Here is a 23,496-nt window from a genome sequence, read left to right as displayed (position 1 = left end):
GAATATACGCGGCGCGTCGGCGTTCATCGCGAGCAAGCTCGCTCCTACAGGGCACAATACGTCATTGATTCAGGCGTTTATCGATCAAGCCTTGCACCACGCTCGGATCGGCCAGGGTCGAAGTATCACCCAGACTGTCCAGTTCGTTGCAGGCGATCTTGCGCAGAATGCGCCGCATGATCTTGCCTGAGCGGGTTTTCGGCAAGGCCGGCGCCCACTGGATCAAGTCCGGTTTGGCGAAACTGCCGATTTCCTTGCTGACCAGGGCCAGCAATTCCTTCTTCAGTTCATCGTTGGTATCGACGCCGTTCATGGGCGTGACGAAGACATAGATGCCCTGGCCCTTGATGTCGTGGGGGTAACCGACCGCGGCAGCCTCGGCGATGCTCTCGTGCAGCACCAGGGCGCTTTCCACTTCGGCGGTGCCGATACGGTGGCCGGATACGTTGATCACATCGTCGATGCGCCCGGTGATCCAGTAGTCGCCATCCTCATCGCGCCGCGCGCCGTCGCCGGTGAAGTAGTAGCCGGGGTAGGGCTTGAAGTAGGTGTCGACCATGCGTTGCGGGTCGCGATAGACACTGCGGATCTGCGCCGGCCAGCTCGACTTTATGGCCAGTACGCCGCTGCCGGCACCTTTGATTTCCCTGCCTTGCTCGTCGAGCAGCACCGGTTGCACGCCGAACATCGGCTGTGTCGCACAACCAGGCTTGATCCGCTGGGCGCTGACCAGCGGGCTGAGCATGATGCCGCCGGTTTCGGTCTGCCACCAGGTATCGACGATCGGGCAACGCTCTTCGCCGACCTCATGGAAATACCACTCCCAGGCTTCCGGGTTGATCGGCTCGCCAACCGTGCCGAGTAGCCTGACGCTGGCGCGGGATGTTTGCTTCAACGGTTCCGGGCCTTCGCGCATCAGTGCGCGCAGGGCCGTCGGGGCGGTGTAGAAAATGTTCACCTTGTGCTTGTCGATCACCTGCCAGAAGCGCGAGGTACTCGGGTAGTTCGGCACGCCTTCGAAGATCAGCGTGGTCGCGCCGTTGGCCAGCGGACCGTAGACGATGTAGCTGTGGCCGGTGACCCAGCCGACGTCGGCGGTGCACCAGAAGACTTCGCCGTCGCGGTAGTCCAGCACGTACTTGAAGGTCATCGCGGCTTGCAGCAGGTAGCCTGCGGTGGTGTGCAGTACGCCCTTGGGCTTGCCGGTGCTGCCGGAGGTGTAGAGGATAAACAGCGGGTCTTCGGCGTCCATCGGCTCGGGCGGGCAATCGGCGCTGGCTTCGCTCAGGGCCTGCTGATACGTGATGTCCCGTCCTTCGACTCGGTTCACCTGCCCCTTGCTGCGCTCGACCACCAGCACGGTGCTCACGTCCGGGCAGCTTTGCAGCGCCTTGTCGACGTTCTGCTTGAGTGGCACGACCTTGCCGCCGCGCACGCCTTCATTGGCAGTGATCACGGTGCGGCAGTCGGCGTCGAGAATGCGATCGCGCAACGAGTCCGGGGAGAAGCCGCCGAACACCACCGAGTGCACCGCACCGATGCGGGTACAGGCCAGCATGGCGTAGGCCGCCTCGGGAATCATCGGCATGTAGATGCACACGCGGTCGCCTTTTTTCACACCACGGCTTTTCAGCACATTGGCCAGGCGGCAGACGTTTTCATGCAGTTTTTTGTAGGTGATCGATGTCGAGTCGGCAGGGTCGTCGCCTTCCCAAATGATGGCGACCTGATTGCCACGTTTCTCCAGGTGCCGGTCGATGCAGTTGTAGCTGACGTTCAATTGCGCACCGGCAAACCAGCTGGCTTCACCGGTTTTCAGGTTGTAGCGCTGGACGGTTTCCCAGGGCGCGCTCCAGTCGAGAAAACGCGTGGCCTGTTCGGCCCAGAAGGTGCTGGGGTGTTCAACGGATTGGCGGTACAGGCGCTGATAGTCGTCTTGACTCAATTGTGCGGCCCGGCGGACGGCATCGGCTTTGGGGAACGTGCTGATATCGAACATGACGGTTCCTTAATCTTGTTTTGCGACAAAGATTAAGATGCGCCGAGAGGTCAATGGGTTCAAGCCGTACACAAAACAACTGTGGGAGCGGGCTTGCTCGCGAAGAGGCCGGTACATTCAACATTCTTGTTGACTGAACCACCGCCTTCGCGAGCAAGCCCGCTCCCACATTGGATATTCGTTGCCCACAGAGTTTGTACTCAATACACACTCTGTGGGCAGGCTTCAAATCACCCGCGGTGACGACCACGGAAGTAATTGATCAGCCCCTGGGTCGAGGCGTCCTCGGCCGGGGTTTCTTCGCTGCCGACCAGGCGGTTGTAGACGCCTTTGCCCAGCTCTTTGCCCAGCTCCACACCCCACTGGTCGAAGGCATTGATGCCCCAGATCACGCTTTGCACGAAGACTTTGTGTTCGTACATCGCCACCAGAGCGCCGAGGCGACGGGGGCTGATGCGTTCGACTACCAGGGTGTTGCTCGGACGGTTGCCCGGGATCACCTTGTGCGGCGCGAGCTTCTGCACATCGTCTTCGCTCATGCCTTTGTCGCGCAGTTCGGCTTCGGCCTCAGGCAGGGTCTTGCCGAGCATCAGCGCCTGGCTCTGCGACAGGCAGTTGGCGTACAGCCACTGGTGGTGGTCGGACACCGGGTTGAAGCTGACGATCGGCACGATGAAGTCGGCCGGGATCAGTTGGGTGCCCTGGTGCAGCAACTGGTGGTAGGCGTGCTGACCGTTGCAGCCGACGCCGCCCCAGATCACCGGCCCGGTGTCGGTGGAAACCGGCTTGCCGTCCTGGCGCACGCTCTTGCCGTTGGACTCCATGTCCAGCTGTTGCAGGTGCTTGGTGATGTTACGCAGGTAGTGATCGTATGGCAGGATCGCGTGGCTTTGCGCGCCCCAGAAGTTGCCGTACCACACGCCGAGCAGGGCCAGCAGCACCGGCATGTTCTGTTCGAACGGCGCGGTCTGGAAGTGCTGGTCCATGGTGTAGGCACCGGACAGCAATTCCTTGAAGTTCGACATGCCGATGGCCAGGGCAATCGGCAATCCGATGGCCGACCACAGCGAGTAGCGCCCGCCGACCCAGTCCCACATCGGGAAGATGTTTTCTTCGCGGATGCCGAACGCCACAGCGGCGGCGTTGTTGCTCGATACCGCGATGAAGTGGCGATACAGCTCGGCTTCCGAACCACCCTGGGCCAGATACCAGGCACGGGCGGCCTGGGCGTTCTTCAGGGTTTCGAGGGTGTTGAAGGATTTCGACGAGACGATGAACAGCGTGGTCTCGGCGCGCAGCTTCATGGCCAGTTCGTGGAATTCGCTGCCGTCGATGTTTGCCAGATAGTGGCAACGCACGCCTTTCTGGGCGTAGGACAGCAGCGCTTCGGACACCAGCTCAGGGCCGAGGAAGGAACCACCGATGCCGATGTTCACCACGTCGGTGATCGGTTTTTCGGTGTAACCGCGCCACAGACCGTCGTGGATACGGCCGACGAGGTCGGTGATCTGGTTCAGCACCTTGTGCACTTCGGGCATCACATTGACGCCGTTGACCGACAGCTTGTCGCCGACCGGGCGGCGCAGGGCCGTGTGCAGGGCCGGACGGCCTTCGGATGCGTTGACGATTTCGCCATCGAACAGTGACTTGATCGCGCCCTTGAGGTCGACTTCGTTGGCCAGGTCCACCAGCAGATTGCGGGTCTCGGCGTTGATCAGGTTTTTCGAATAGTCGAGAAACAGGCCGCAGCTGCTGAGGGTGAATTGGGTAAAACGCTGCGGATCGGCATTGAAGGCTTCGCGCATGCTGAAATCCTGCATGGCTTGGCGGTGGTCATTCAACGCTTGCCAGGCAGGCAGAGCGGTAACGTCATGAGGAGTGCGGTAATACGCCATCGCTGCGGGTTTCCTTATTACTTGAACGGCCTTTTGAACACTAAAAATCCCGGAGCGCTGTGGGTGGGCGTTCCGGTCAACTGCGTCGACACGATTTCATGGCGCAGGGCGACTACAGTAAACCCCGCGCAATGATCTGTCTTGACTTTGTCTGACCTGTTTCCGGTACTTTTTTAACATCGAAGTTAGGAATGGTCCGACAAACGGAAGAGACAGGCTCGGGTCAGGCGACCTGGACCGGAATGGCGTTGCTGGTGTGGCTCAGTTCATTGCCCGGTGCCATGTAGAGCATGCGCGGTTTGAAGTTGAGCAGTTCGGCTTCGCTGTAATGGGCGTAAGCGCAGATGATCACGCGATCGCCAACCTTGGCCTTGTGCGCGGCGGCGCCGTTGACCGAGATCATGCGCGAACCTTCCTCGCCACGGATGGCGTAGGTGGTGAAACGCTCGCCGTTGTCGACGTTGTAGATCTGGATCTGTTCGTACTCACGAATGCCGGACAGGTCCAGCCATTCACCGTCGATGGCGCAGGAGCCTTCGTAATCGAGTACAGCGTGGGTGACTTCGGCGCGATGCAGCTTGGCTTTGAGCATGATGGCGTGCATGAGTATTTCCCAGGTCGGAATCGAACGGCGGGCAGTTTGCCCGAAGGGGTTGTGGGCGGCAATACAGTCTTTTTGGACGCAGAAGCGCCCCTGTGGGAGCGAGCCTGCTCGCGATGGACGTTAACGATTACGCGTGTTTCCTGAATGTACGCGGCGCGTCGGAGTTCATCGCGAGCAGGCTCGCTCCTACAGGTGAATTTCGGTGATTAGTTTGGCGCGTCGAGGTTCAGGTGCAGGTTGTCGATCAACCGCGTCGTACCGAGGAACGCCGCCACCAGAATCACCAGGTCACGATCCTGCGCCGTTGCCGGGCGCAAGGTCAGGGCGTGGCGGATTTCCAGATAATCAGGACGCAGGCCTGCTGCTTCGAGCTGTTTGATCTGGGTGCCGATCAGCGTCGGGTAGTCGCGTTCGCCCTGCTTGATCGCTTCGCCGATCGCATTCAGCGTGCGGTAGACCACCGGTGCCACAGCGCGTTGCTCTTCGCTGAGGAAACCGTTGCGCGACGACAGCGCCAGGCCATCGCTTGCGCGAACAGTAGGCTCACCGATGATCTGGATCGGCATGTTCAGGTCATGAACCAGTGCGCGAATCACCGCCAGTTGCTGGAAGTCTTTCTCGCCGAAAATCGCCAGGTCCGGCTGGACCATGTTGAACAGCTTGCTGACCACAGTCGCCACGCCTTCGAAGTGCCCCGGACGGCTGGCGCCGCACAAGCCTTCGGACAATTGCGGGACGCTGACGCGGGTCTGGCCGGCCATGCCGTCGGGATACATCTCTTCAACGGTCGGGGCAAACAGCAGATGGCAACCGGCCTGGAGCAGTTTTTCCTGGTCGGCGGCGAGGGTGCGCGGGTACTTGTCGAGGTCTTCGCCAGCACCGAATTGCAGCGGGTTGACGAAAACGCTCGCCACCACGAAGTCCGCCCGTTGGGAGGCTTTGGTCACCAGCGCCACGTGGCCGCTGTGCAGGTTGCCCATGGTTGGCACAAAGGCGATGCGCTTGCTTTCGCTACGGGCTCGGGCCACGGCGGCCCGCAGTTCGCGTACGGTTTTTACGGTGTTCATGCAGAGAATCCGTGTTCGATTCCAGGGAAAGTCGCCGCTTTGACTTCAGTCACGTAGGCATTCAATGCAGCTTCAATGCTGGTCTGGCCGGTCATGAAGTTTTTCACGAATTTCGGCATGCGCCCGGTAATGGACAGGCCCAGCATGTCGTGCAGAACCAGCACCTGGCCATCGGTGCGATTGCCGGCGCCAATACCGATCACCGGAATCTTCACCGCCTGGGTGATTTCTTCCGCCAGTTCGCTCGGGACGCACTCGAGCAGCAGCATTGCCGCGCCAGCCTGTTCCAGGGCGATCGCGTCGGCACGCATCTGCCGCGCCTGGTTTTCATTGCGACCCTGGACCTTGTAGCCGCCCAGGATGTTCACCGACTGCGGCGTCAGGCCCATGTGCGCGCAGACAGGGATGCCGCGCTCGGCCAGCAGGCGGATCGAATCGGCCAGCCACAACGCTCCTTCGACCTTGACCATGTGCGCGCCGGCCTGCATCAACAGGGCGCTGTTGGTCATGGCTTGCTCGGTGGTGGCGTAGGCCATGAAAGGCAGGTCGGCGAGGATCAGGGCATCGCTGTTACCGCGTTTGACGGCGGCCACGTGGTAAGCCATTTCGGAAGTGGTGACAGGCAAGGTGCTGTCGTGGCCCTGCAAAACCATGCCGAGGGAGTCGCCCACCAGCAGCACTTCGACACCGGCCTGGTTGCAGGTGTGGGCGAAGGTCGCGTCGTAGCAGGTCAGCATGGTGATCTTTTCACCTTTTTGCTTCAGACCTTGCAGGGTGGTCAGGGTGATGGCTGGCATGAAAAGTTCCTCATTCAGGCGCTGTGGAAACTACTGCGAGTAACGCGCGTGATTCTTCGTTGAATACAGGCGCACGCTCTTTCGTCGTGCTTTTAAGGCCTGGATTGCGCCCTTGAACGCCGTGTAGGCGGCAGCGGGACGCCTATAGTCGTGAGGAGAACGAGGGAAGTCAATTGCGTGTGTTACCGCATTGTTACGGGTGGGGTGTTACCGGGGTAACTGATGCGATTCAGCAGGTTTGTTCGATTCGGCGGTTGGCTGCACTTTTGTGTTCGTCACAAACCAATGTGGGAGCGAGCCTGCTCGCGATGGCGGTGTGTCAGTCCATATCAATATTGAATGTACTACCGCTATCGCGAGCAGGCTCGCTCACAGGGGATCTTCGTCAAATCTGGGGGAGGCGTTCCAGGCCGACGAACGGGCATGCCTTGAGCAGTTCGGCCAAGATCCGGCCATCGGCCAGGCGCAGATCCGCAGGGGTCAGTTCCGCCAGCGGATACAGCACGAAGGCCCGTTCCTGCATGTGGTAATGGGGAACCTTGAGGCGCGGTTCGTCGATCAGGCGATCACCGAACAGCAAGATGTCGAGATCCAGTGTGCGCGGTCCCCAGCGCTCAAGGCGCTCGCGACCCTGGCCGTTTTCGATAGCCTGCAAGGCATCCAGAAGGTCGAGCGGCGCCAGCGTGCTGTCGAGAGCGGCCACCGCGTTGGTGTAGCGCGGTTGTCCGGGTAGCAGCGAGTCGCTTTGATAAAACGCGGATACCCCGACCAGCTCCGATTGCGGCAACTGCGCCAGCGCCTCGACGGCGCTGCGTAATTGTTCGGCGGGGTCAGCCAGATTGCTGCCCATGCCGATGTAGATGCGTTCCATGGATTACTCGCCCGTGGTGCTCGACGCGCCGGCGGTGCGTTTTCGCTTGGATCCCCCGCTGCGGCGACGCTTGCGCGGGGCGCCGGTGCCTTCGTCCTTGCCGCTGAGGTCGCGAATCATGTCGCGACGCTCGCTTTCGTTGGCGTCCTGATAGTCCGTCCACCATTCGCCCAGGCCATCGGTCTGCTCGCCGGCGCTTTCGCGTAGCAGCAGGAAGTCGTAGCCGGCACGGAAGCGCGGATTGTCCAGCAGCAGATCGGCACGCTTGCCGCTGCGGCGGGGCAGGCGTTCCTGCATGTCCCAGATCTCGCGGATCGGCATGGTGAAACGTTTCGGAATCGCGATGCGCTGGCACTGCTCGGCGATCAGCTCGTGTGCCGCTTCCTGCATCGCCGGAATCGGCGGCATGCCACGCTCCTGCAGACGCAGGACGCGGGCCGGCAGGGCAGGCCAGAGCAGGGCTGCAAACAGGAACGCCGGGGTTACCGGTTTGTTCTGCTTGATCCGCAGGTCGGTATTGATCAGGGCTTCGCTGATCAGGGTATGGGTGTACGTCGGGTTGTATTCCAGTGCTTCGGCGCTGGCCGGGAACAGTGGATCGAACAACTGCAGGTCGACCAGCATTTCAAACGTATCGGCGGCATGGCCGGAGAGGAACAGCTTGAGCACCTCTTCGAACAGGCGGGCCGACGGGATCTCGCGCAGCATCGGCGCCAGGCCGCGGATCGGCAGGGCGCTGTGTTTTTCGATGCCGAAGTTCAGCTTGGCGGCGAAGCGCACGGCCCGCAGCATCCGTACCGGGTCTTCCTGGTAGCGTTGCGTCGGATCGCCGATCAGGCGGACCAGGTGATTGCGGATGTCGTGTACGCCGTTGGCGTAATCGAGGATGCGTTCGCTGACCGGATCGTAATACAAGGCATTGATAGTGAAGTCGCGACGTTGCGCGTCTTCTTCCAGGGTGCCATAGACGTTATCGCGCAGGATGCGCCCGCTTTCGTTGCGCGAAGACTGGTTGCTGTCTTCCTCGTCTTCGTTTTGCGGGTGATTGGCGCGGAAGGTCGCGACTTCGATGATTTCGCGGCCGAAGTGGATGTGCACCAGTTTGAACCGGCGCCCGATGATTCGCGCGTTACGGAATTCGGCCCGTACCTGCTCGGGTGTGGCGCTGGTGGCTACGTCGAAATCTTTCGGTGTGATACCCAACAGCATGTCGCGCACGCAACCGCCCACCAGGTAGGCCTGATAACCGGCGCTCTGCAGGCGTTCAACGATGTTCACCGCGTAGCGGCTGAATTGCGCCTTCTGCAGCGAGTGTTGGCCGCTGTTGAGCACTTCAGGCGTGCTGCGAATGTGTTGCGTAGGACGCTTGGGAGTACGGAATGACTGGAACAGCTTCTTCAGCATGGGATGCACTGTTTGAAGGAATATTCGGCCATAACAGAAGAATGACCGCATGATGGGCGGGGATTCTAGCATTTAGTCGGGGGATGGTGTAGGACGGCGCAAATTGACCTTGTAGGAGCGAGCACGCTCGCGATGGTCGTTAACGATAATGCGGGAATCAGGTGTCCAGCGGCGCCAATGGGTTTTTCGCTAGCAGGCCCGCTCCCACAGGGGTTTTCCGAATCGCAGAAACCACAAGGGGAGCCGAAGCTCCCCAAGAAGTAGTTGCATGCTCTATTTTTATTTTTGGTTTCGGGCTTCTTGTTTTTGTTGAGCGCCCTCGCCATGAAGCTTTCCTTCATGACCCTCCCAATCGGGAGCCAAGAGCAAACGGATTGCTTTGGTCGCTGAATTGCAGTGATCTTTCGATCCAACCAGTACAGGCTCTGTCTTAAGACAGTTTTTTGTTGTTCTCGGCCTGGTCGTGGGGCAAGCCCCAAATACAACGCCTCTCCAAAAGAATCAGTTAGCTGCGCCTCTCGCCGTCTTGTTTTTATTGTGCGTGAGTCGATTCGTCTTATTTTTATTGTCTTGTGCATTGCTTGTTATTGTTCTTGTACCAAACATATAGCAGGGTGCGTGCCAACTTTTGCGAAACCCAATAAAACAAGGGGTTAGGCCGGTCTGCAGGTATTTCGATGGCCAAAAAAAGCCGGGGCTTCGTTACCGTAAGCCCCGGCTTTTGTTACGTGAAAAAGCTGAGGTAACAGTTTTTTCACAAAGTCACGTGTTACCCCGCACATGAGACAGGTGCGGTTCAGCTTTCGCTGGCCACCCCGGTCTTGCGCCGCGGGATGCCCAGGCGCTGACGGCGCTCCCACAGGCATTTGCGGCTGACTCCGAGCTTGCGGGCCAGCTCGGTTTCGGTCATGTGGTCCTGATGTTCGAGGACGAAATGCTGGAAGTAGTCTTCCAGGGAGAGGTCTTCGGTCGGTTCGTGGTTGCTGTTACCGGTGTTGCCGTTGCCTTGTTGGGGCGCCAGGCCAATGAACTCGTCGTCTTCCAGGTCGCCCAGTTCGATGTCGATGCCCAGCAGCTCGGCGGAAATTTCCGGGCTTTCGCACAGGATAACGGCGCGCTCGACGGCGTTTTCCAGTTCGCGAACGTTACCCGGCCAGGAGTAGTGACGAATGGCTTGCTCGGCATCCGCGGCGAACTTCAGGTCGGTGCGGTTGATTCGCGCGCTTTGCCGCGCCAGGAACGCATTGGCGATTTCGTTGACGTCCGCACCGCGTTCGCGCAGGGCTGGAAGCTTCAGCGCGATAACGTGGAGGCGGTAATACAAGTCTTCGCGGAACTGGCCGATCTTCGCCAGGCTCTTGAGGTCGCGGTGAGTCGCGGCGATCAGGCGCACATCGACTTTCTGCGACTGCACCGAGCCCACGCGACGAATTTCGCCTTCCTGCAATACGCGCAGCAGGCGAGCCTGGGCTTCCAGTGGCAGTTCGCCGATTTCGTCGAGGAACAAGGTGCCGCCGTCCGCCGCTTCCACCAGGCCGGCGCGTCCGGCGCTGGCGCCGGTGAATGCGCCTTTTTCGTGGCCGAACAGTTCGGATTCGATCAGGCTTTCCGGAATCGCCGCGCAGTTCACCGAAATCATCGGTGCCTTGGCGCGTTTGGACAGGTTGTGCAGGGCGCGCGCCACCAGTTCTTTACCAGTACCCGATTCGCCCTGGATCAGAACGTTGGAGTCGGTCGGTGCCACTTTGCGGATCTTGCCGTACAGGTCCTGCATCGGTGGGCACGAGCCGATAATGCCGATTTCACCGTTGCTGTTGTCGGTCCCGGATTTCGCCGCGCCGTTGGCGGCTTTGCCGGTAACCGCTTCGCCGCCGGCTTGTACCGTTTGTCGGTCACGCAGGATGCGTGCGGCGGCTTGCAGCATTTCGTCATGGTCGAATGGCTTGGCAATGTAGTCCACCGCACCCATTTTCATCGAGTCGACCGCCGAGCGCAGGCTGGCATAGCTGGTCATGATCAGCACCGGCGTGCCCTGGGCGAGCTTGATCAACTCCGTGCCAGGCGCGCCCGGCAGGCGCAGGTCACTGATGATCAGGTCGAACGAGGGAATGGTGAAGCGTTCTTGTGCTTCCTGCACTGATCCGGCTTCGCTGACCTGGTACTGGTTACGTTCCAGCAGGCGGCGTAAGGCAGAGCGGATAATGGTTTCGTCTTCGACGATCAAAATGTGCGGCATTGATTCGATACTCTCGACGGTCTCAGTTCACAGCGGACGTCGCTTCGACATGACGCGGCAAGGTAACCCTGATTCGGGTGCCGCGTTGGCTTTGAACATCAGCCGGGCTGTCGATGGTGATTTGTCCATAATGCTCTTCAACGATGGAATAGACCAGTGCAAGGCCCAGACCGGTGCCTTCGCCAGGGTCCTTGGTGGTGAAGAAAGGTTCGAACAATCGGTCCATGATGTTCGACGGAATACCGCTGCCTTCGTCTTCCACGATCAGATCGACCGTGTGTTCGCCGGCTTCGCTCTTGACTCGTACCGCACTGCCGGGAGGCGAGGCGTCACGGGCGTTTGACAGCAGGTTGATCAATACCTGGGCCAGCCGTTGCGGGTCGCCTTCGACCCAGTGTTCGGGGTCGCACAGGTTGTAGAACTGCACTTCGAAATTGCGTCGGTTCAGGGCCAGCAGGCCGATGGCATCCTGAGCCACTTCGGCCAGACAGACGGGCTCGTCGCTGTGCTGATGGCTGCCGGCATGGGCAAAACTCATCAGCGATTGGACGATGCGCGACACGCGTTTGGTCTGCTCGAGGATCTGGCCGCTGATTTCCTTCAACTCGCCGTCTTCTTCACGTTCTTCGCGCAGGTTCTGCGCCAGGCACGCGATACCGGTGATCGGGTTGCCGATTTCATGGGCCACGCCGGCCGCCAGTCGACCGATGCTGGCCAGACGCTCGGAGTGCACCAGTTTATCCTCGAGCATCTGGGTTTCGGTCAAATCTTCCACCAGCAACACCAAGCCGCTGTTACCCGGCGCTAGGGGTTCGTCGATCGCCGCTTTGTGCAGGTTCAGCCAGCGTGTCTGGCCGTCTAGGGCCAGGTGCTGTTTGTGCAAGTGTTCGTCCGGCAGATTGATGAATCCTTGCAGCAGTTCTTTCCATGGGTCGGCAATGGTACTCAGGCGCGAACCGACCACGCGCTGCGCGGCGATGCCGGTCAGTTCCTCCATGGCCTTGTTCCACATGAGGATTTCCTGATCCTTGGCCAGCGAGCAAACGCCCATCGGCAATTCCTGCAGGGTCTGGCGGTGATAGCGGCGCAGGGCATCGAGTTCGGCGGCCAGGCCGGTCAATCGCGAGTGGTAATCCTCGAGCCGGCTTTCGATGAAGTGAATGTCTTCGGTGACGTAGTTTTCGCCGCCAGCCTTGTACGGCAGGAACGTCTCGACCATGTCCTGGGCCACGCTCGGGCCCATCAGGCCGGAGAGGTTGGCCTCGATGCGGTCACGCAGGCGGCGCAGGGCATAGGGTCGGCGTTCGTCGAAAGGCAGATAGAGGTCGCGTAGTGCCTGTTCCACCTCTTTCTGCGCCGCTTTCGCACCCAGTGGCTTGGCCAGTTGCGTGGCGAATTCCTGGGGCGAGGCGGCGTGCAGTTCCCGGCGTTGCGGACGGCGCACGTTATCCACGGCGCAGGCTTCGGCAGCGCTGGCCTCTTCGGTGCTGGCGTTGGTAAACAGCGAGATCAGGGTGAACATCAGCACGTTGGCCGCCAGCGAGGCAATCGCCGCCATGTGCCAGCTGGTGTCGTCCAGCACGTAGATCATGTTCAGCAGCGGAATGTAGAAGCCTTGCAGGTTGCCGACCAGCGGTAACAGCATGGTCACCAGCCACACCAGGATCCCCGCCAGCAAGCCGGCGATGAAGCCGCGACGGTTGGCGGTCGGCCAATACAGGACCGAGAGCACGCCCGGCAGGAACTGCAGCGTGGCGACGAAAGCGACAATGCCGAGGTTGGCCAGGTCCTGCTCGGCACCGAGCATCAGGTAGAAGCCGTAGCCGGCCATGATGATGGCGACAATCAGCGCCCGGCGGGTCCACTTCAGCCAGCGGTAGATGTTGCCTTCGGCCGGTGGTTGATACAGCGGCAGCACCAGGTGGTTCAAGGCCATCCCGGACAGCGCCAGCGTGGTGACGATGATCAGGCCACTGGCGGCGGACAGTCCGCCGACATAGGCCAGCAACGCCAAAGCCTTGCTGTTGGCGGCAATGCCGATGCCCAGGGTGAAGTATTCCGGGTTGGTGGTGGCGCCGAGCTTCAGGCCGGCCCAGAGAATCAGCGGCACCGCCAGGCTCATCAGCAACAGGAACAGCGGCAGGCCCCAGCTCGCACTGACCAGCGAGCGCGGGTTGAGGTTCTCGGTAAAGGTCATGTGATACATGTGCGGCATCACGATCGCCGAGGCGAAGAACACCAGCAGCAATGTACGCCACGGGCCTTCCTGCAAGGGCGTGTGCAGGGCAGCAAGAGCGGTCTGGTTTTGCAACAGCCACAGTTCAAGCTGTTGCGGGCCGTCGAACACGCCGTACAGCGCATACAGCCCGACACCGCCGAGGGCGATCAGCTTGATCACCGACTCGAAGGCAATCGCGAACACCAGGCCTTCATGCTTTTCGCGGGTGGCGATGTGGCGGGAGCCGAAGAAAATCGTGAACAGCGTAATCAAGGCGCAGAAGCTCAGGGCCACGCGATGTTGTACAGGCTCTTGGGTGAGGATACCGATGGAGTCGGCGACCGCCTGAATCTGCAAGGCCAGCAGCGGCAGTACGCCGACCAGCATGAAAATCGTGGTCAGCGCGCCGGCCCAGGTACTGCGGAAGCGGAAGGCAAACAGGTCCGCCAGCGACGACAGTTGATAGGTGCGGGTGATCTTCAGGATCGGGTAGAGCAGCACCGGCGCCAGCAGGAATGCCCCGGAAACCCCCAGGTAGCTGGACAAAAAGCCGTAGCCGTACTGATAGGCCAGGCCCACGGTGCCGTAAAACGCCCAGGCGCTGGCGTAGACGCCCAGTGACAGGGTGTAAGTCAGCGGGTGGCGAATGATCGCCCGGGGAATCATGCCCCGTTCGCTGATCCAGGCAACGCCGAACAGCACCGCCAGGTACGCGGCGCTGATCAGGATCATCTGGGTCAGGCTAAAGCTCATCGGCATCTTTTTGGCTCTGCAGGATGAAGGTCACGACGATCAGAATCAGCCAGAGCAGATAAGGGCGATACCAGGCGCCAGTGGCGTCGATCCACCAATCCATGATGGCCGGGGAAAACAGGTAAATGCCCACTACCAAAAGCAGGACCAAGCGATAGATGTACATCCCGGCCTCTCTTTTTTATGCGTGTGCCCGATAACGTGCGGCGATGGTAACGGATGGGCGCGCCACTGCAAGTGCGATCACAATAGCTGTGCCTCGGGCAGGCTCAGAGTGCGCGGGATCAGCGAGGCATCCCAGTGGGCAATGCCCCAATTCAGCACTTCCCATGGCGTGGCGTACGTCAGTTCGGTTCCAGGGTTCTGTCCCAGCGCCCGCAACGCCCGCAGCAGCAGGGGCGTAGCCTGATCCTCGGTCAACGGTGGCGAGCGGTAGGACTTGCCGAGTTTGTTGCCATCCGGCTGGGTAATCAGCGGGATATGCAGATAACGCGGTTGCGGCAGGCCGAGCAGTTCTTGCAGGTAGAGCTGGCGGGGCGTGGAGTCCAGCAGGTCGGCACCGCGAACGATATCGGTGATGCCCTGCCAGGCGTCGTCCAGGACCACGGCCAATTGATAGGCGTAGAGCCCGTCGCGGCGGCGGATCACGAAATCGCCGACTTCCCGCCCCAGATGCTGGCGGTATTGGCCCTGCACCCGGTCGATGAAGTGGTATTCCAGTTCCGGTACGCGCAGGCGGATGGCTGCATCCTCAGTGCCATGGCCGGCATTTCGGCACAGCCCCGGATAAATCCCGTGATACGGCTCCAGCTGTTTGCGCGAGCAGGTGCAGGCGTAGGCCAGGCCTTGATTGAACAGGCGATCGAGCACCTCGGCGTAGGCATCGTGCCGATCGCTTTGGCGAACCAGGTCGCCATCCCATTCGAAGCCATAGCTTTCCAGGGCCTTGAGAATGGCCGCCTGGGCGCCGGGTTCCTCGCGGGGTGGATCAAGGTCTTCCATGCGCATCAGCCAGCGTCCGCCCACCGAGCGCGCGTCGAGGTAGGAGGCCAGTGCGGCGACCAGCGAACCGAAGTGCAGATGGCCGCTAGGGGTGGGGGCGAAGCGCCCGATGTAAGTGGGGGAGGTGGCGGTCATGAATACAATGTCACTTGTTTCGGGCTTGCGCCAGGCACCTGTGGGAGCGAGCTTGCTCGCGAATGCGGTGTATCAGCCAGCATCGATGTTGAAGTTGATGGCCCCTTCGCGAGCAGGCTCGCTCCCACAGTGTATTGCCGAGGCGAATTCTGGAAACAAAAACGGAGCGTTCGCACGCTCCGTTCTTCGTTCAAGTCGCCATTATTTGCCGACTTGCTTTTCCTTGATTTCCGCCAGGGTCTTGCAGTCGATGCACAGGTCGGCGGTAGGGCGCGCTTCGAGACGCTTGACGCCAATCTCGATGCCGCAGGATTCACACCAGCCGTACTCTTCGTCTTCGATCAACTGAAGTGTCTTGTCGATCTTCTTGATCAACTTGCGTTCACGGTCGCGGGCACGCAGTTCGAGGGCGAATTCCTCTTCCTGGCTGGCACGGTCTGCCGGATCAGGAAAGTTGGCCGCTTCGTCCTTCATGTGGTCCACGGTCTTGTCGACACCTTCCATCAGCTCTTTTTTCCACTGATTCAGGACCTTGGTGAAGTGCTTGCGCATGGGCTCGCCCATGTACTCTTCGCCGGTTTTCTGAACATAGGGCTCGAAGCCGCTGATCGTCTGGTTTTGCTGCTTTGCTTGGGTGGACATGAAATAGACCGCCTCTACTCTTGTAATCCATCTGCGCAGGATTGCTCCATCACCGACACCTGCCGGCCCTGCGGCTGCAAGCGGGCGAACTTACCAGATCAACTCGGGCCGCGCTACTCCCGGATGTCGAGCTCGCGGCACAGGGTGCTTGCAAATGATGACAAACCGTTGTCTGGTGGCTCTGGAACCGTGCTCAATTATTGATTTTAGTCAAACCTTGCGCGCGCGCTTGAGTCGTTTGTGATCGGTGTTACAAGGCCTCTGACCGCTTTAGGTTCTCGCTCGTTCCTGCGCTTGGGTAGAATCGGTTTTTTTTCCGTTGAAGGAAGGCCAATGGCTCAGTCCTACAGTGCCCGCAGTCGCGCGATCGAACCTTTCCATGTCATGGCGCTGTTGGCGCGGGCCAATGAATTGCAGGCGGCCGGTCACGATGTGATTCACCTGGAAATCGGCGAGCCGGACTTCACCACCGCCGAACCGATCATCCAGGCCGGCCAGGCTGCGCTTGCAGCGGGGAAGACCCGGTACACTGCCGCGCGCGGCATTCCGCAGCTGCGTGAGGCCATTTCGGGCTTTTATCAGCAGCGTTATGGCTTGAACATCGACCCGCGGCGCATCCTCATCACGCCTGGCGGGTCCGGCGCATTGCTGCTGGCCAGCGCTTTGCTGGTCGACCCCGGTAAACACTGGCTGCTGGCGGACCCGGGCTACCCGTGTAACCGGCACTTCCTGCGACTGGTCGAAGGCGCGGCACAACTGGTGCCGGTCGGCCCGGATGTGCGTTATCAATTGACGCCGGGCCTGATCGAGCGTCATTGGGACCACGACAGCGTCGGCGCATTGGTGGCGTCGCCAGCCAATCCGACCGGCACGATCCTGACCCGCGACGAGCTGGCGAAGCTGTCTGTCGCGATCAGGGAGCGCCACGGTCATCTGGTGGTCGACGAGATTTATCACGGCCTGACCTACGGCACCGATGCGGCCAGCGTGCTGGAAGTCGACGACAGTGCGTTCGTTCTGAACAGTTTCTCGAAGTACTTCGGAATGACCGGTTGGCGGCTCGGATGGCTGGTGGCCCCCGACGCGGCCGTCGGTGAGCTGGAAAAACTCGCCCAAAATCTCTATATCAGTGCTCCAAGCATGGCACAGCACGCTGCGCTGGCCTGTTTCGAGCCGGCAACCATCAGCATTCTCGAAGAGCGTCGCGCCGAATTTGGCCGGCGTCGGGATTACCTGCTGCCGGCCTTGCGTGAATTGGGCTTCGGCATTGCCGTGGAGCCCGAAGGGGCTTTCTATTTGTACGCCGATATCAGCAAGTTCGGCGGCGATGCCTTCGCGTTCTGTAAGCATTTTCTCGAGACCGAACATGTGGCATTCACCCCGGGGCTGGACTTCGGGCGTTATCAGGCCGGACATCATGTGCGGTTCGCCTACACGCAAAATCTCGAGCGTTTGCAGGAGGCGGTCGAGCGCATTGCCCGTGGGTTGCGGAGCTGGCAAGGCTGATGCGTTTTCATCCTCCCCTCGAAGAAGGGCGCCTGATCCGACGTTACAAGCGTTTTCTCGCCGATATCGAAACCGTTGGCGGCGAATTGCTGACCATTCACTGTCCGAACACAGGCTCGATGCTCAATTGTCAGGTCGAAGGCGGGCAGGTCTGGTTCAGTCGCTCCAACGATCCGAAACGCAAGTTGCCCGGTACCTGGGAGGTCGGTGAAACCCCGCAAGGGCGGCTGTTTTGCGTGAACACCGCCCGTGCCAATGGTTTGATCGAAGAGGCGCTGCGAGCGGGCGTCATCACCGAGCTGAACGGGTTTACCGGGCTCAAACGCGAAGTGGCTTATGGTCAGGAAAACAGTCGTATCGATTTTCGCCTCGATTACCCCGAAGGGCCGGCCTACGTCGAAGTCAAAAGCGTGACCCTGGGCTTCGATGGTACGGCGGTGGCGGCGTTTCCCGATGCGGTCACCCTGCGTGGCGCCAAGCATCTGCGGGAGCTGGCGCACCTGGCCAGGGACGGTATTCGCGCGGTGCAGTTGTACTGTGTTTGCCTCACCGACATCGAGGCTGTGCGCCCGGCACAGGAAATCGATGCGGTTTATGCGCGGGCCCTGAGTGAGGCGATTGCCTGTGGGGTCGAGGTGTTGGCCTACGGTGTGCGGTTGAGCCATGAAGAAATGCTGGTCGAGCGGCGGCTGGACGTGTTGCCGGGTGGCTAACGGCTGATCCAGATTCCTTGTTCATCCTCGCGGCAGGCCACGCTGGTCAAGGTTTGCCCCGCGCAAGGGCCGGCGACGCATTCACCGTCTTCGATCAGGAACAGTGCGCCATGGGTGGCGCACTGGATCAGGCTGTTGCTGGGGTCGAGAAACTGGTCGGGATGCCACTCCAGGGCAACGCCCCGGTGCGGGCAGCGATTGATGTAGACGTAAACCTGGCCACTGCGGCGCACTGCAAAAAACTTTTGACCATCGATGTCGAACCCGCGGCTGCTGTCATTGACCAGCTCGGCACCTGCGCAAAGCAACTTCATGTCTGTCCTCGGTCCCGCGGCTCGTGACCGGATATGTCCGAGCTTGAGTGTTGAATGCTATCAAATGGCGGACTTGCCCGTGGAATCCTTGGAAGGACGCTACACCTGACCCTGTCAGTACTTTTCCACAGGCAAAAAAAGACCCGGCAAGAGCCGGGTCAAATAACCGTGATTAGCCTGATGAGGAGATAATCCGAGAGTCCGAACCAAGGGCTTTTCAGAATATCGACCAGTCTCGCGACCAGTTGTGATAATCATATCGATTCTCATTACCAAGTCAACCGCTGTTTTTCGATTTCTTTGCGATTCGCCGCAATTGTACCTGCCGGCCTCGTAATCATTGGGTTTCAGGTTGCAAAGCTTCAGAAATATTTGTCGGATCAATTCTTGTGGCGTGTAGAAATGGCTTCCAGTTGTTTGTTCAGGGCTTCCTTGCGCTCGGCTGGAATATCATTCCAGTGAACGTCCATCAGGGCGCCTTCAATTGCGTACAGCAACACCTTGGACGCCCGAAAACCGCGCGTGCGCACGGCCCGATAGGCATCCACCGCCCCGAGGCGACGCAAGTCCGAAGCGCTATGGATGCCCACGGCATGCAGCCATTGCGCTGACGTCTTGCCAAGATTCTTCAGGTGTTGCAGTTCATCATTCATCAAGCCTCCTTGCGATGGCCGAATGGAGAGCGTGGGCAATCTTCTGAGGAGTGTAGCCATCAGTAGGAAAAGCGTGATTGTTTGCTCGTTTACGACGCAAAAGCTTCTAAGAAACGAGTATTGGCAGTGGGCTCATAAGACTGTGAGTGCAGGAGAAAGAGGCGGGGCAGAGTATGGGAATCAAGGGCGAACATCCCCGCAGCCCAGCGCAACGAGAGACGCTGGAGGTTTCAGTCAGCGACGATGATCAGCGGGTGCGATAGCGCAATCGCGTGCCGAAGTTCATCGACATCAGGATTTCGTCGGCACTGAGTTCCACCGGAAAGTAAGTACCGGAGATTTGCGCGTGAGCCAGGCTCGCGCCTTCCAGGTTAGCTTTGCGAAAATCGATGCCACGCAAGTCGGCGGAGCGGAAGTAGGCGTCGCTGAAATCCACGCCGTCGGCATTCAACTCGCGCAGGTCCAGCCCCCGGAAATCTCCACCCACCATGTCGATGGGGCCACCCTTGGGGCGTTCACTGTTGAAGCCTTTGATGTCGTCTTTGTGCAGCAGGGCATACAGCGGTGTGTCGAGAAGTTTCGGCTGGCTCATGTCGCATCACCTGTTGGTTTTATGACGCCAGTATAGTGCCACTATTTGACGGCCGTGAAGCCAGCGGAGGCTTCACGGCTGAAAAACTTCCTTACAGGCCCGGAAGGCGCTGACGAATTTGCGCGACAACGGTATCGAGCGTCCCGCTTTCATTGGTCTGGACGCGCTTGCTGCAGAGGATTTCCGCGGGTGTCAGCGCTTCACGGCTGGCTTGCTGCGCTGCGATAACAGCCAGGGTGGCGTCGGACGGGTCTTTCTTGTCCGCCTGGCGCATGGCCAGCCAGCTTTCGATCACGGCCTGTGGCGCATTGCAGTCGAGGATCAGGAAGGGTGCGCCGGTGGCTTCGGCAACCTTCGCTGCACTGTCACGCTGATCTTGCTTGAGGTAAGTGGCGTCGACCACCACCGGGAAGCCCGCACGCAGAATGGCGTCGGCGATTTCGTGCAGGCGGGCATAGGTTGCCGCGCTGGCGTCGGCGCTATAGATGCCGGCCTGTACGTCGTTCTCGACGGTTTGCTCGCCGAACAGGCGCTTGCGCTCGACATCGGAACGCAGGCGAATCGCGCCCAGGGCTTCGACCAGACGCATGGCGACATGGCTCTTGCCGACAGCGGAAACACCGTGGGTAATGGCCATGAAGCGTGAAGGAATGGTGCTGTAGCTTTCCGCCAGGTTGGCGTAATTGCGATACTGGCGCAGGGTCGTGGCGCGCTGCACAGCAGTAGCGTCGGCCGGCATGCTGAACAGGGCAACCTTGGCACGAACCAGTGCGCGGTAGGCTTTATAGAAGTTCAGCAGTTCGAGGCCGCGATAGTCGCCGGTCAGTTCCAGGTACTGGCTGATGAAGCGACGCGCCAGGCACTTCAGGCCGCGATCTTCCAGGTCCATCGCCAGGAAGCCGGTGTCGGCGTAAACGTCGGTAAAGCGAAACGGTTCGTTGAATTCGATGCAGTCGAAGATCACGACCTTGCCGTTGATCACGGTGGCGTTGCCCAAGTGGATGTCACCGTGGCATTCACGAATGAAACCTTCGGCCTTGCGCTGGGCGAGCAGCGGCTTGAGACGTTCGAAACTGCTTTCGGCCCAGGCTTGCAGGGCGTCGAGTTGCAACAGGTCGGCCTTGTCGCTGAGGAACGGACGGATCTGTTCGAAGTTCTGCCGCACTGGCGCCATGACGCTGTCCGGGGTGCCGGCTTCGTGCCCGGCCGGCACTTTCGGTGCGTTGAGGTGGAAGCGGGCGATTTGCTCGGCCATCTCGTCGATGTGCGCGGTGGTCAGTTCGCCATTGGCTTGCAGGGTGCTGAGCAAGCCGGTTTGCGAGAACTGGCGCATCTTCAGTACATATTCGATGGCCGGGCCTTCGCCGCCCAGTTGCGGAGCCTCGGCGCTGCCGGTGACGGGCAGCACTTCAAGGTACAAATCGTCGGTCAGGCGCTGGTTCAGGCGCAGCTCTTCAGCGCAAAAGTGTTCGCGAGCCTCAAGGCTGGTGAAGTCGAGAAAACCGAAATTGACCGGCTTCTTCACTTTATAGGCATAGGGGCCGGTGAGCAGTACCCAGGAAATATGGGTCTCGATGACCTGGAATCCCTCTACAGGATGCGGGTAGAGGGCAGGGTTTTGCAGGGCAGCGATCAGGGACTGGCTCACAGGCGATCCTTCAGAGTCTGGAAAATTCAAGGCCGTCATTATGGCCGCAAGTCCGCTTGACGCAAACCTCGGAGCGCTCCTGTTGAGGATGAATAAAGTGCGTATAATCCGCCGCCATGACTCGTACTCGAACTCCCCGCACCCCGAAAAAACCACCCTCCAGGGGCCTGCGCCCGTGGCTGGGCTGGGCCATTAAACTCAGTCTGGTCGCCCTTGTGGTGCTGGCCGGATTCGCCGTTTACCTTGATGCAATCGTCCAGGAGAAGTTCTCCGGCAAGCGCTGGACCATTCCGGCCAAGGTTTACGCGCGCCCGCTCGAACTGTTCGTCGGACAGAAACTGAGCAGGGATGATTTCCTGACCGAACTCGATGCCCTGGGCTATCGCCGTGAAAGCGTGGCCAATGGTCCGGGAGCGGCGTCGGTCAACGGCAATACCGTTGATCTGAACACCCGTGGCTTCCAGTTCTATGAAGGCATGGAGCAAGCGCAACCGGTGCGGGTGCGTTTCTCCGGCGATTACGTAGCCGAGTTGGCGGGGGCAAAAGGCTCGAAACTGTCGGTGGTGCGCCTGGAGCCACTGCTGATCGGCGGCCTGTACCCGAAAAACCTCGAAGACCGGATTCTGATCAAGATCGATCAGGTGCCACCGTACCTGCTTGAAACCCTGGTGGCGGTCGAGGACCGTGATTTCTATCATCACTTTGGTGTGTCGCCGAAGTCGATCGCCCGTGCAATCTGGGTCAACGGTTCGTCCGGGCGCATGCGTCAGGGCGGCAGTACCCTGACTCAGCAGTTGGTCAAAAACTTCTACCTGACCAACGAGCGCAGCCTGAGCCGCAAACTCACCGAAGCGATGATGGCGCTGCTGCTTGAACTGCATTACGACAAGTCCGAAATTCTTGAGGCTTACCTCAACGAAGTGTTTATCGGGCAGGACGGTCAGCGCGCGGTGCACGGTTTCGGTCTGGCCAGCCAGTTCTTTTTCAGTCAGCCGCTGGCCGAGCTCAAGCTGCATCAAGTCGCGCTGCTGGTGGGCATGGTCAAGGGGCCTTCTTCCTATAACCCTCGTCGTTATCCAGAGCGTGCCCTCGAGCGGCGCAACCTGGTACTCGATGTGCTGCAAGAGCAGGGCGTTGCGACTGCCGAGCAGGTTGAGGCGGCGAAGAAAATGCCGCTGGGCGTGACCAAGCGCGGCAGTCTGGCGGACAGCTCGTTCCCCGGCTTCCTCGATCTGGTCAAGCGTCAGTTGCGCGAAGACTATCGCGACGAAGACTTGACCGAGGAAGGTCTGCGGATCTTCACCAGCTTCGACCCGATCCTGCAGATGAAGGCTGAAGCCTCGGTCAACGACACCTTCAAGCGTCTGGCGGGGCGCAAGGGTTCCGATGACGTCGAGGCGGCAATGGTCGTGACCAACCCGGAGACCGGGGAAGTGCAGGCCATGATCGGCAGTCGCCAGGCCAGCTTTGCCGGGTTCAACCGGGCGCTGGATGCGGTACGGCCGATCGGCTCGCTGATCAAGCCGGCGGTTTATCTGACCGCACTGGAGAAACCGAGCCAGTACACGTTGACCAGCTGGCTGTCGGACGAATCCTTCTCGGTCAAAGGCGCGGACGGTCAGGTCTGGAAACCGCAGAACTATGATCGTCGGTCTCACGGTACGGTGTTCCTCTATCAAGGTCTGGCGCATTCCTACAACCTGTCGACCGCGCGTCTCGGTTTGGCGGTCGGTGTGCCGAACGTCCTGAAGACGGTGGAGCGCCTGGGTGTGACCCGTGAATTCCCTGCCTTCCCGTCGATGTTGCTTGGCGCTGGCGGCATGACGCCGATCGAAGTGGCGACCATGTACCAGACCCTCGCCAACGGCGGTTTCAATACGCCGATGCGCGGGATTCGTAGCGTGCTGACTGCCGAGGGCGAACCGCTCAAGCGTTATCCGTTCCAGATTCAGCAGCGTTTCGATCCGGCCTCCATTTACCTGATCCAGAGCGCCATGCAGCGGGTGATGCGTGAAGGTACGGGCAGCTCGGTCTATAACGTGCTGCCAAGGACCCTGACCCTGGCGGGCAAGACCGGTACCAGTAACGACTCGCGGGACAGCTGGTTTGCCGGTTTTAGCCAGGATTTGCTGGCGGTGGTCTGGCTGGGTCGCGACGACAATGGCAAGACGCCATTCACCGGCGCCACCGGGGCCTTGCAGGTCTGGACCAGCTTCATGCGCAAGGCCGACCCGTTGCCGCTGGACATGCCGCAGCCGGATAATATCGTTCAGGCCTGGGTGGACTCGCGAACCGGGCAAGGTTCTGACGCCGGTTGCCCGGGTGCCGTGCAGATGCCGTATATTCGCGGCAGCGAACCGCCTCCCGGCGCCGCTTGCGGTGGTGAAAACCCTGCTGAGTCGGTGATGGACTGGGTCAAGGGCTGGATGAATTAAGCAAAGAGGGTT

Annotated in this window: 19 protein-coding genes; 3 read left to right on the top strand and 16 right to left on the bottom strand. The window is 60.2% G+C overall.

From position 1 onward, the window contains the following. Positions 1-61: 61 nt before the first annotated feature. From acs to dksA, 12 genes are all read right to left on the bottom strand, one after another. On the bottom strand, positions 62-1,999 hold the full coding sequence (acs, locus tag AC3ITA_RS24640; protein ID WP_095945514.1) for an acetate--CoA ligase: 1,938 nt from the start codon (positions 1,997-1,999) through the stop codon (positions 62-64). Between the two features lie 230 nt (positions 2,000-2,229). Then, the gene (gene pgi / locus AC3ITA_RS24635; RefSeq protein WP_489278587.1) at positions 2,230-3,894 is read right to left on the bottom strand and encodes a glucose-6-phosphate isomerase; all 1,665 of its coding nucleotides are present in this window, start codon (positions 3,892-3,894) and stop codon (positions 2,230-2,232) included. A gap of 223 nt (positions 3,895-4,117) precedes the next feature. Beyond that, positions 4,118-4,498 (bottom strand): aspartate 1-decarboxylase, encoded by a 381-nt coding sequence (panD, locus tag AC3ITA_RS24630; protein ID WP_003228271.1) that lies wholly within the window; start codon positions 4,496-4,498, stop codon positions 4,118-4,120. 206 nt (positions 4,499-4,704) lie between these two features. Beyond that, positions 4,705-5,565 (bottom strand): pantoate--beta-alanine ligase, encoded by an 861-nt coding sequence (panC, locus tag AC3ITA_RS24625; protein ID WP_095945512.1) that lies wholly within the window; start codon positions 5,563-5,565, stop codon positions 4,705-4,707. After that, entirely contained in the window at positions 5,562-6,362 is an 801-nt protein-coding gene (gene panB / locus AC3ITA_RS24620; RefSeq protein ID WP_095945511.1) for a 3-methyl-2-oxobutanoate hydroxymethyltransferase, read from the bottom strand. The genes panC and panB overlap by 4 nt, the downstream gene beginning before the upstream one ends. 385 nt (positions 6,363-6,747) lie before the next feature. Then, positions 6,748-7,233, bottom strand: a complete 486-nt coding sequence (folK, locus tag AC3ITA_RS24615) for a 2-amino-4-hydroxy-6-hydroxymethyldihydropteridine diphosphokinase (RefSeq protein WP_095945510.1) — start codon at positions 7,231-7,233, stop codon at positions 6,748-6,750. A 3-nt stretch (positions 7,234-7,236) separates the two neighbouring features. Beyond that, positions 7,237-8,637, bottom strand: coding sequence for a polynucleotide adenylyltransferase PcnB (locus AC3ITA_RS24610; protein ID WP_191628388.1), 1,401 nt, complete (start codon positions 8,635-8,637; stop codon positions 7,237-7,239). 796 nt (positions 8,638-9,433) lie between these two features. Continuing rightward, entirely contained in the window at positions 9,434-10,873 is a 1,440-nt protein-coding gene (locus AC3ITA_RS24605) for a sigma-54-dependent transcriptional regulator (protein WP_095945507.1), read from the bottom strand. 22 nt (positions 10,874-10,895) lie between these two features. Continuing rightward, entirely contained in the window at positions 10,896-13,850 is a 2,955-nt protein-coding gene (locus AC3ITA_RS24600; protein ID WP_172435390.1) for a sensor histidine kinase, read from the bottom strand. Then, positions 13,834-14,010, bottom strand: coding sequence for a hypothetical protein (locus tag AC3ITA_RS24595; protein WP_003176118.1), 177 nt, complete (start codon positions 14,008-14,010; stop codon positions 13,834-13,836). Before AC3ITA_RS24595 ends, AC3ITA_RS24600 begins: the two co-directional genes overlap by 17 nt. A 77-nt stretch (positions 14,011-14,087) precedes the next feature. Beyond that, positions 14,088-14,981 (bottom strand): tRNA glutamyl-Q(34) synthetase GluQRS, encoded by an 894-nt coding sequence (gene gluQRS / locus AC3ITA_RS24590; RefSeq protein ID WP_414928720.1) that lies wholly within the window; start codon positions 14,979-14,981, stop codon positions 14,088-14,090. Positions 14,982-15,182: 201 nt separating this feature from the next. Then, positions 15,183-15,623, bottom strand: coding sequence for an RNA polymerase-binding protein DksA (dksA, locus tag AC3ITA_RS24585; protein ID WP_008053890.1), 441 nt, complete (start codon positions 15,621-15,623; stop codon positions 15,183-15,185). A 333-nt stretch (positions 15,624-15,956) separates the two neighbouring features. On the opposite strand from dksA, the gene AC3ITA_RS24580 reads away from it, so the two are divergent. Continuing rightward, positions 15,957-17,129, top strand: a complete 1,173-nt coding sequence (locus tag AC3ITA_RS24580) for a pyridoxal phosphate-dependent aminotransferase (protein WP_150672728.1) — start codon at positions 15,957-15,959, stop codon at positions 17,127-17,129. Further along, positions 17,129-17,842, top strand: coding sequence for a DNA/RNA nuclease SfsA (gene sfsA, locus AC3ITA_RS24575; RefSeq protein ID WP_150672729.1), 714 nt, complete (start codon positions 17,129-17,131; stop codon positions 17,840-17,842). Before AC3ITA_RS24580 ends, sfsA begins: the two co-directional genes overlap by 1 nt. Here sfsA and AC3ITA_RS24570 read toward each other — a convergent pair. From AC3ITA_RS24570 to AC3ITA_RS24555, 4 genes are all read right to left on the bottom strand, one after another. Then, a complete protein-coding gene (locus AC3ITA_RS24570) occupies positions 17,839-18,156 on the bottom strand; it encodes a Rieske (2Fe-2S) protein (protein WP_150672730.1) in 318 nt (105 codons plus the stop codon). The genes sfsA and AC3ITA_RS24570 overlap by 4 nt on opposite strands. Positions 18,157-18,536: 380 nt before the next feature. Continuing rightward, positions 18,537-18,809 carry a TfoX/Sxy family protein gene (locus AC3ITA_RS24565; RefSeq protein WP_008053897.1) on the bottom strand — a complete coding sequence of 91 codons (273 nt, stop codon included), beginning with the start codon at positions 18,807-18,809 and terminating at the stop codon, positions 18,537-18,539. A gap of 247 nt (positions 18,810-19,056) precedes the next feature. Next, positions 19,057-19,401, bottom strand: coding sequence for a pentapeptide repeat-containing protein (locus tag AC3ITA_RS24560; RefSeq protein ID WP_414928722.1), 345 nt, complete (start codon positions 19,399-19,401; stop codon positions 19,057-19,059). Positions 19,402-19,492: 91 nt separating this feature from the next. Continuing rightward, positions 19,493-21,049, bottom strand: coding sequence for a bifunctional aminoglycoside phosphotransferase/ATP-binding protein (locus AC3ITA_RS24555; RefSeq protein WP_414928723.1), 1,557 nt, complete (start codon positions 21,047-21,049; stop codon positions 19,493-19,495). Between the two features lie 116 nt (positions 21,050-21,165). On the opposite strand from AC3ITA_RS24555, the gene mrcB reads away from it, so the two are divergent. Next, a complete protein-coding gene (gene mrcB / locus AC3ITA_RS24550) occupies positions 21,166-23,484 on the top strand; it encodes a penicillin-binding protein 1B (protein ID WP_095945500.1) in 2,319 nt (772 codons plus the stop codon). Positions 23,485-23,496: the final 12 nt, after the last annotated feature.

Source organism: Pseudomonas sp. GL_090 (genome assembly GCF_057837765.1).
This window is presented reverse-complemented; position numbering and strand designations above follow the sequence as displayed.

Excerpts from the sequence above, each read along its gene's own strand:
- acs (WP_095945514.1), bottom strand. The coding sequence starts at position 1,999 with ATGTTCGATATCAGCACGTTCCCCAAAGCCGATGCCGTCCGCCGGGCC.
- pgi (WP_489278587.1), bottom strand. The coding sequence starts at position 3,894 with ATGGCGTATTACCGCACTCCTCATGACGTTACCGCTCTGCCTGCCTGG.
- panD (WP_003228271.1), bottom strand. The coding sequence starts at position 4,498 with ATGCACGCCATCATGCTCAAAGCCAAGCTGCATCGCGCCGAAGTCACC.
- panC (WP_095945512.1), bottom strand. The coding sequence starts at position 5,565 with ATGAACACCGTAAAAACCGTACGCGAACTGCGGGCCGCCGTGGCCCGA.
- panB (WP_095945511.1), bottom strand. The coding sequence starts at position 6,362 with ATGCCAGCCATCACCCTGACCACCCTGCAAGGTCTGAAGCAAAAAGGT.
- folK (WP_095945510.1), bottom strand. The coding sequence starts at position 7,233 with ATGGAACGCATCTACATCGGCATGGGCAGCAATCTGGCTGACCCCGCC.
- AC3ITA_RS24610 (WP_191628388.1), bottom strand. The coding sequence starts at position 8,637 with ATGCTGAAGAAGCTGTTCCAGTCATTCCGTACTCCCAAGCGTCCTACG.
- AC3ITA_RS24605 (WP_095945507.1), bottom strand. The coding sequence starts at position 10,873 with ATGCCGCACATTTTGATCGTCGAAGACGAAACCATTATCCGCTCTGCC.
- AC3ITA_RS24600 (WP_172435390.1), bottom strand. The coding sequence starts at position 13,850 with ATGCCGATGAGCTTTAGCCTGACCCAGATGATCCTGATCAGCGCCGCG.
- AC3ITA_RS24595 (WP_003176118.1), bottom strand. The coding sequence starts at position 14,010 with ATGTACATCTATCGCTTGGTCCTGCTTTTGGTAGTGGGCATTTACCTG.
- gluQRS (WP_414928720.1), bottom strand. The coding sequence starts at position 14,981 with ATGACCGCCACCTCCCCCACTTACATCGGGCGCTTCGCCCCCACCCCT.
- dksA (WP_008053890.1), bottom strand. The coding sequence starts at position 15,623 with ATGTCCACCCAAGCAAAGCAGCAAAACCAGACGATCAGCGGCTTCGAG.
- AC3ITA_RS24580 (WP_150672728.1), top strand. The coding sequence starts at position 15,957 with ATGGCTCAGTCCTACAGTGCCCGCAGTCGCGCGATCGAACCTTTCCAT.
- sfsA (WP_150672729.1), top strand. The coding sequence starts at position 17,129 with ATGCGTTTTCATCCTCCCCTCGAAGAAGGGCGCCTGATCCGACGTTAC.
- AC3ITA_RS24570 (WP_150672730.1), bottom strand. The coding sequence starts at position 18,156 with ATGAAGTTGCTTTGCGCAGGTGCCGAGCTGGTCAATGACAGCAGCCGC.
- AC3ITA_RS24565 (WP_008053897.1), bottom strand. The coding sequence starts at position 18,809 with ATGAATGATGAACTGCAACACCTGAAGAATCTTGGCAAGACGTCAGCG.
- AC3ITA_RS24560 (WP_414928722.1), bottom strand. The coding sequence starts at position 19,401 with ATGAGCCAGCCGAAACTTCTCGACACACCGCTGTATGCCCTGCTGCAC.
- mrcB (WP_095945500.1), top strand. The coding sequence starts at position 21,166 with ATGACTCGTACTCGAACTCCCCGCACCCCGAAAAAACCACCCTCCAGG.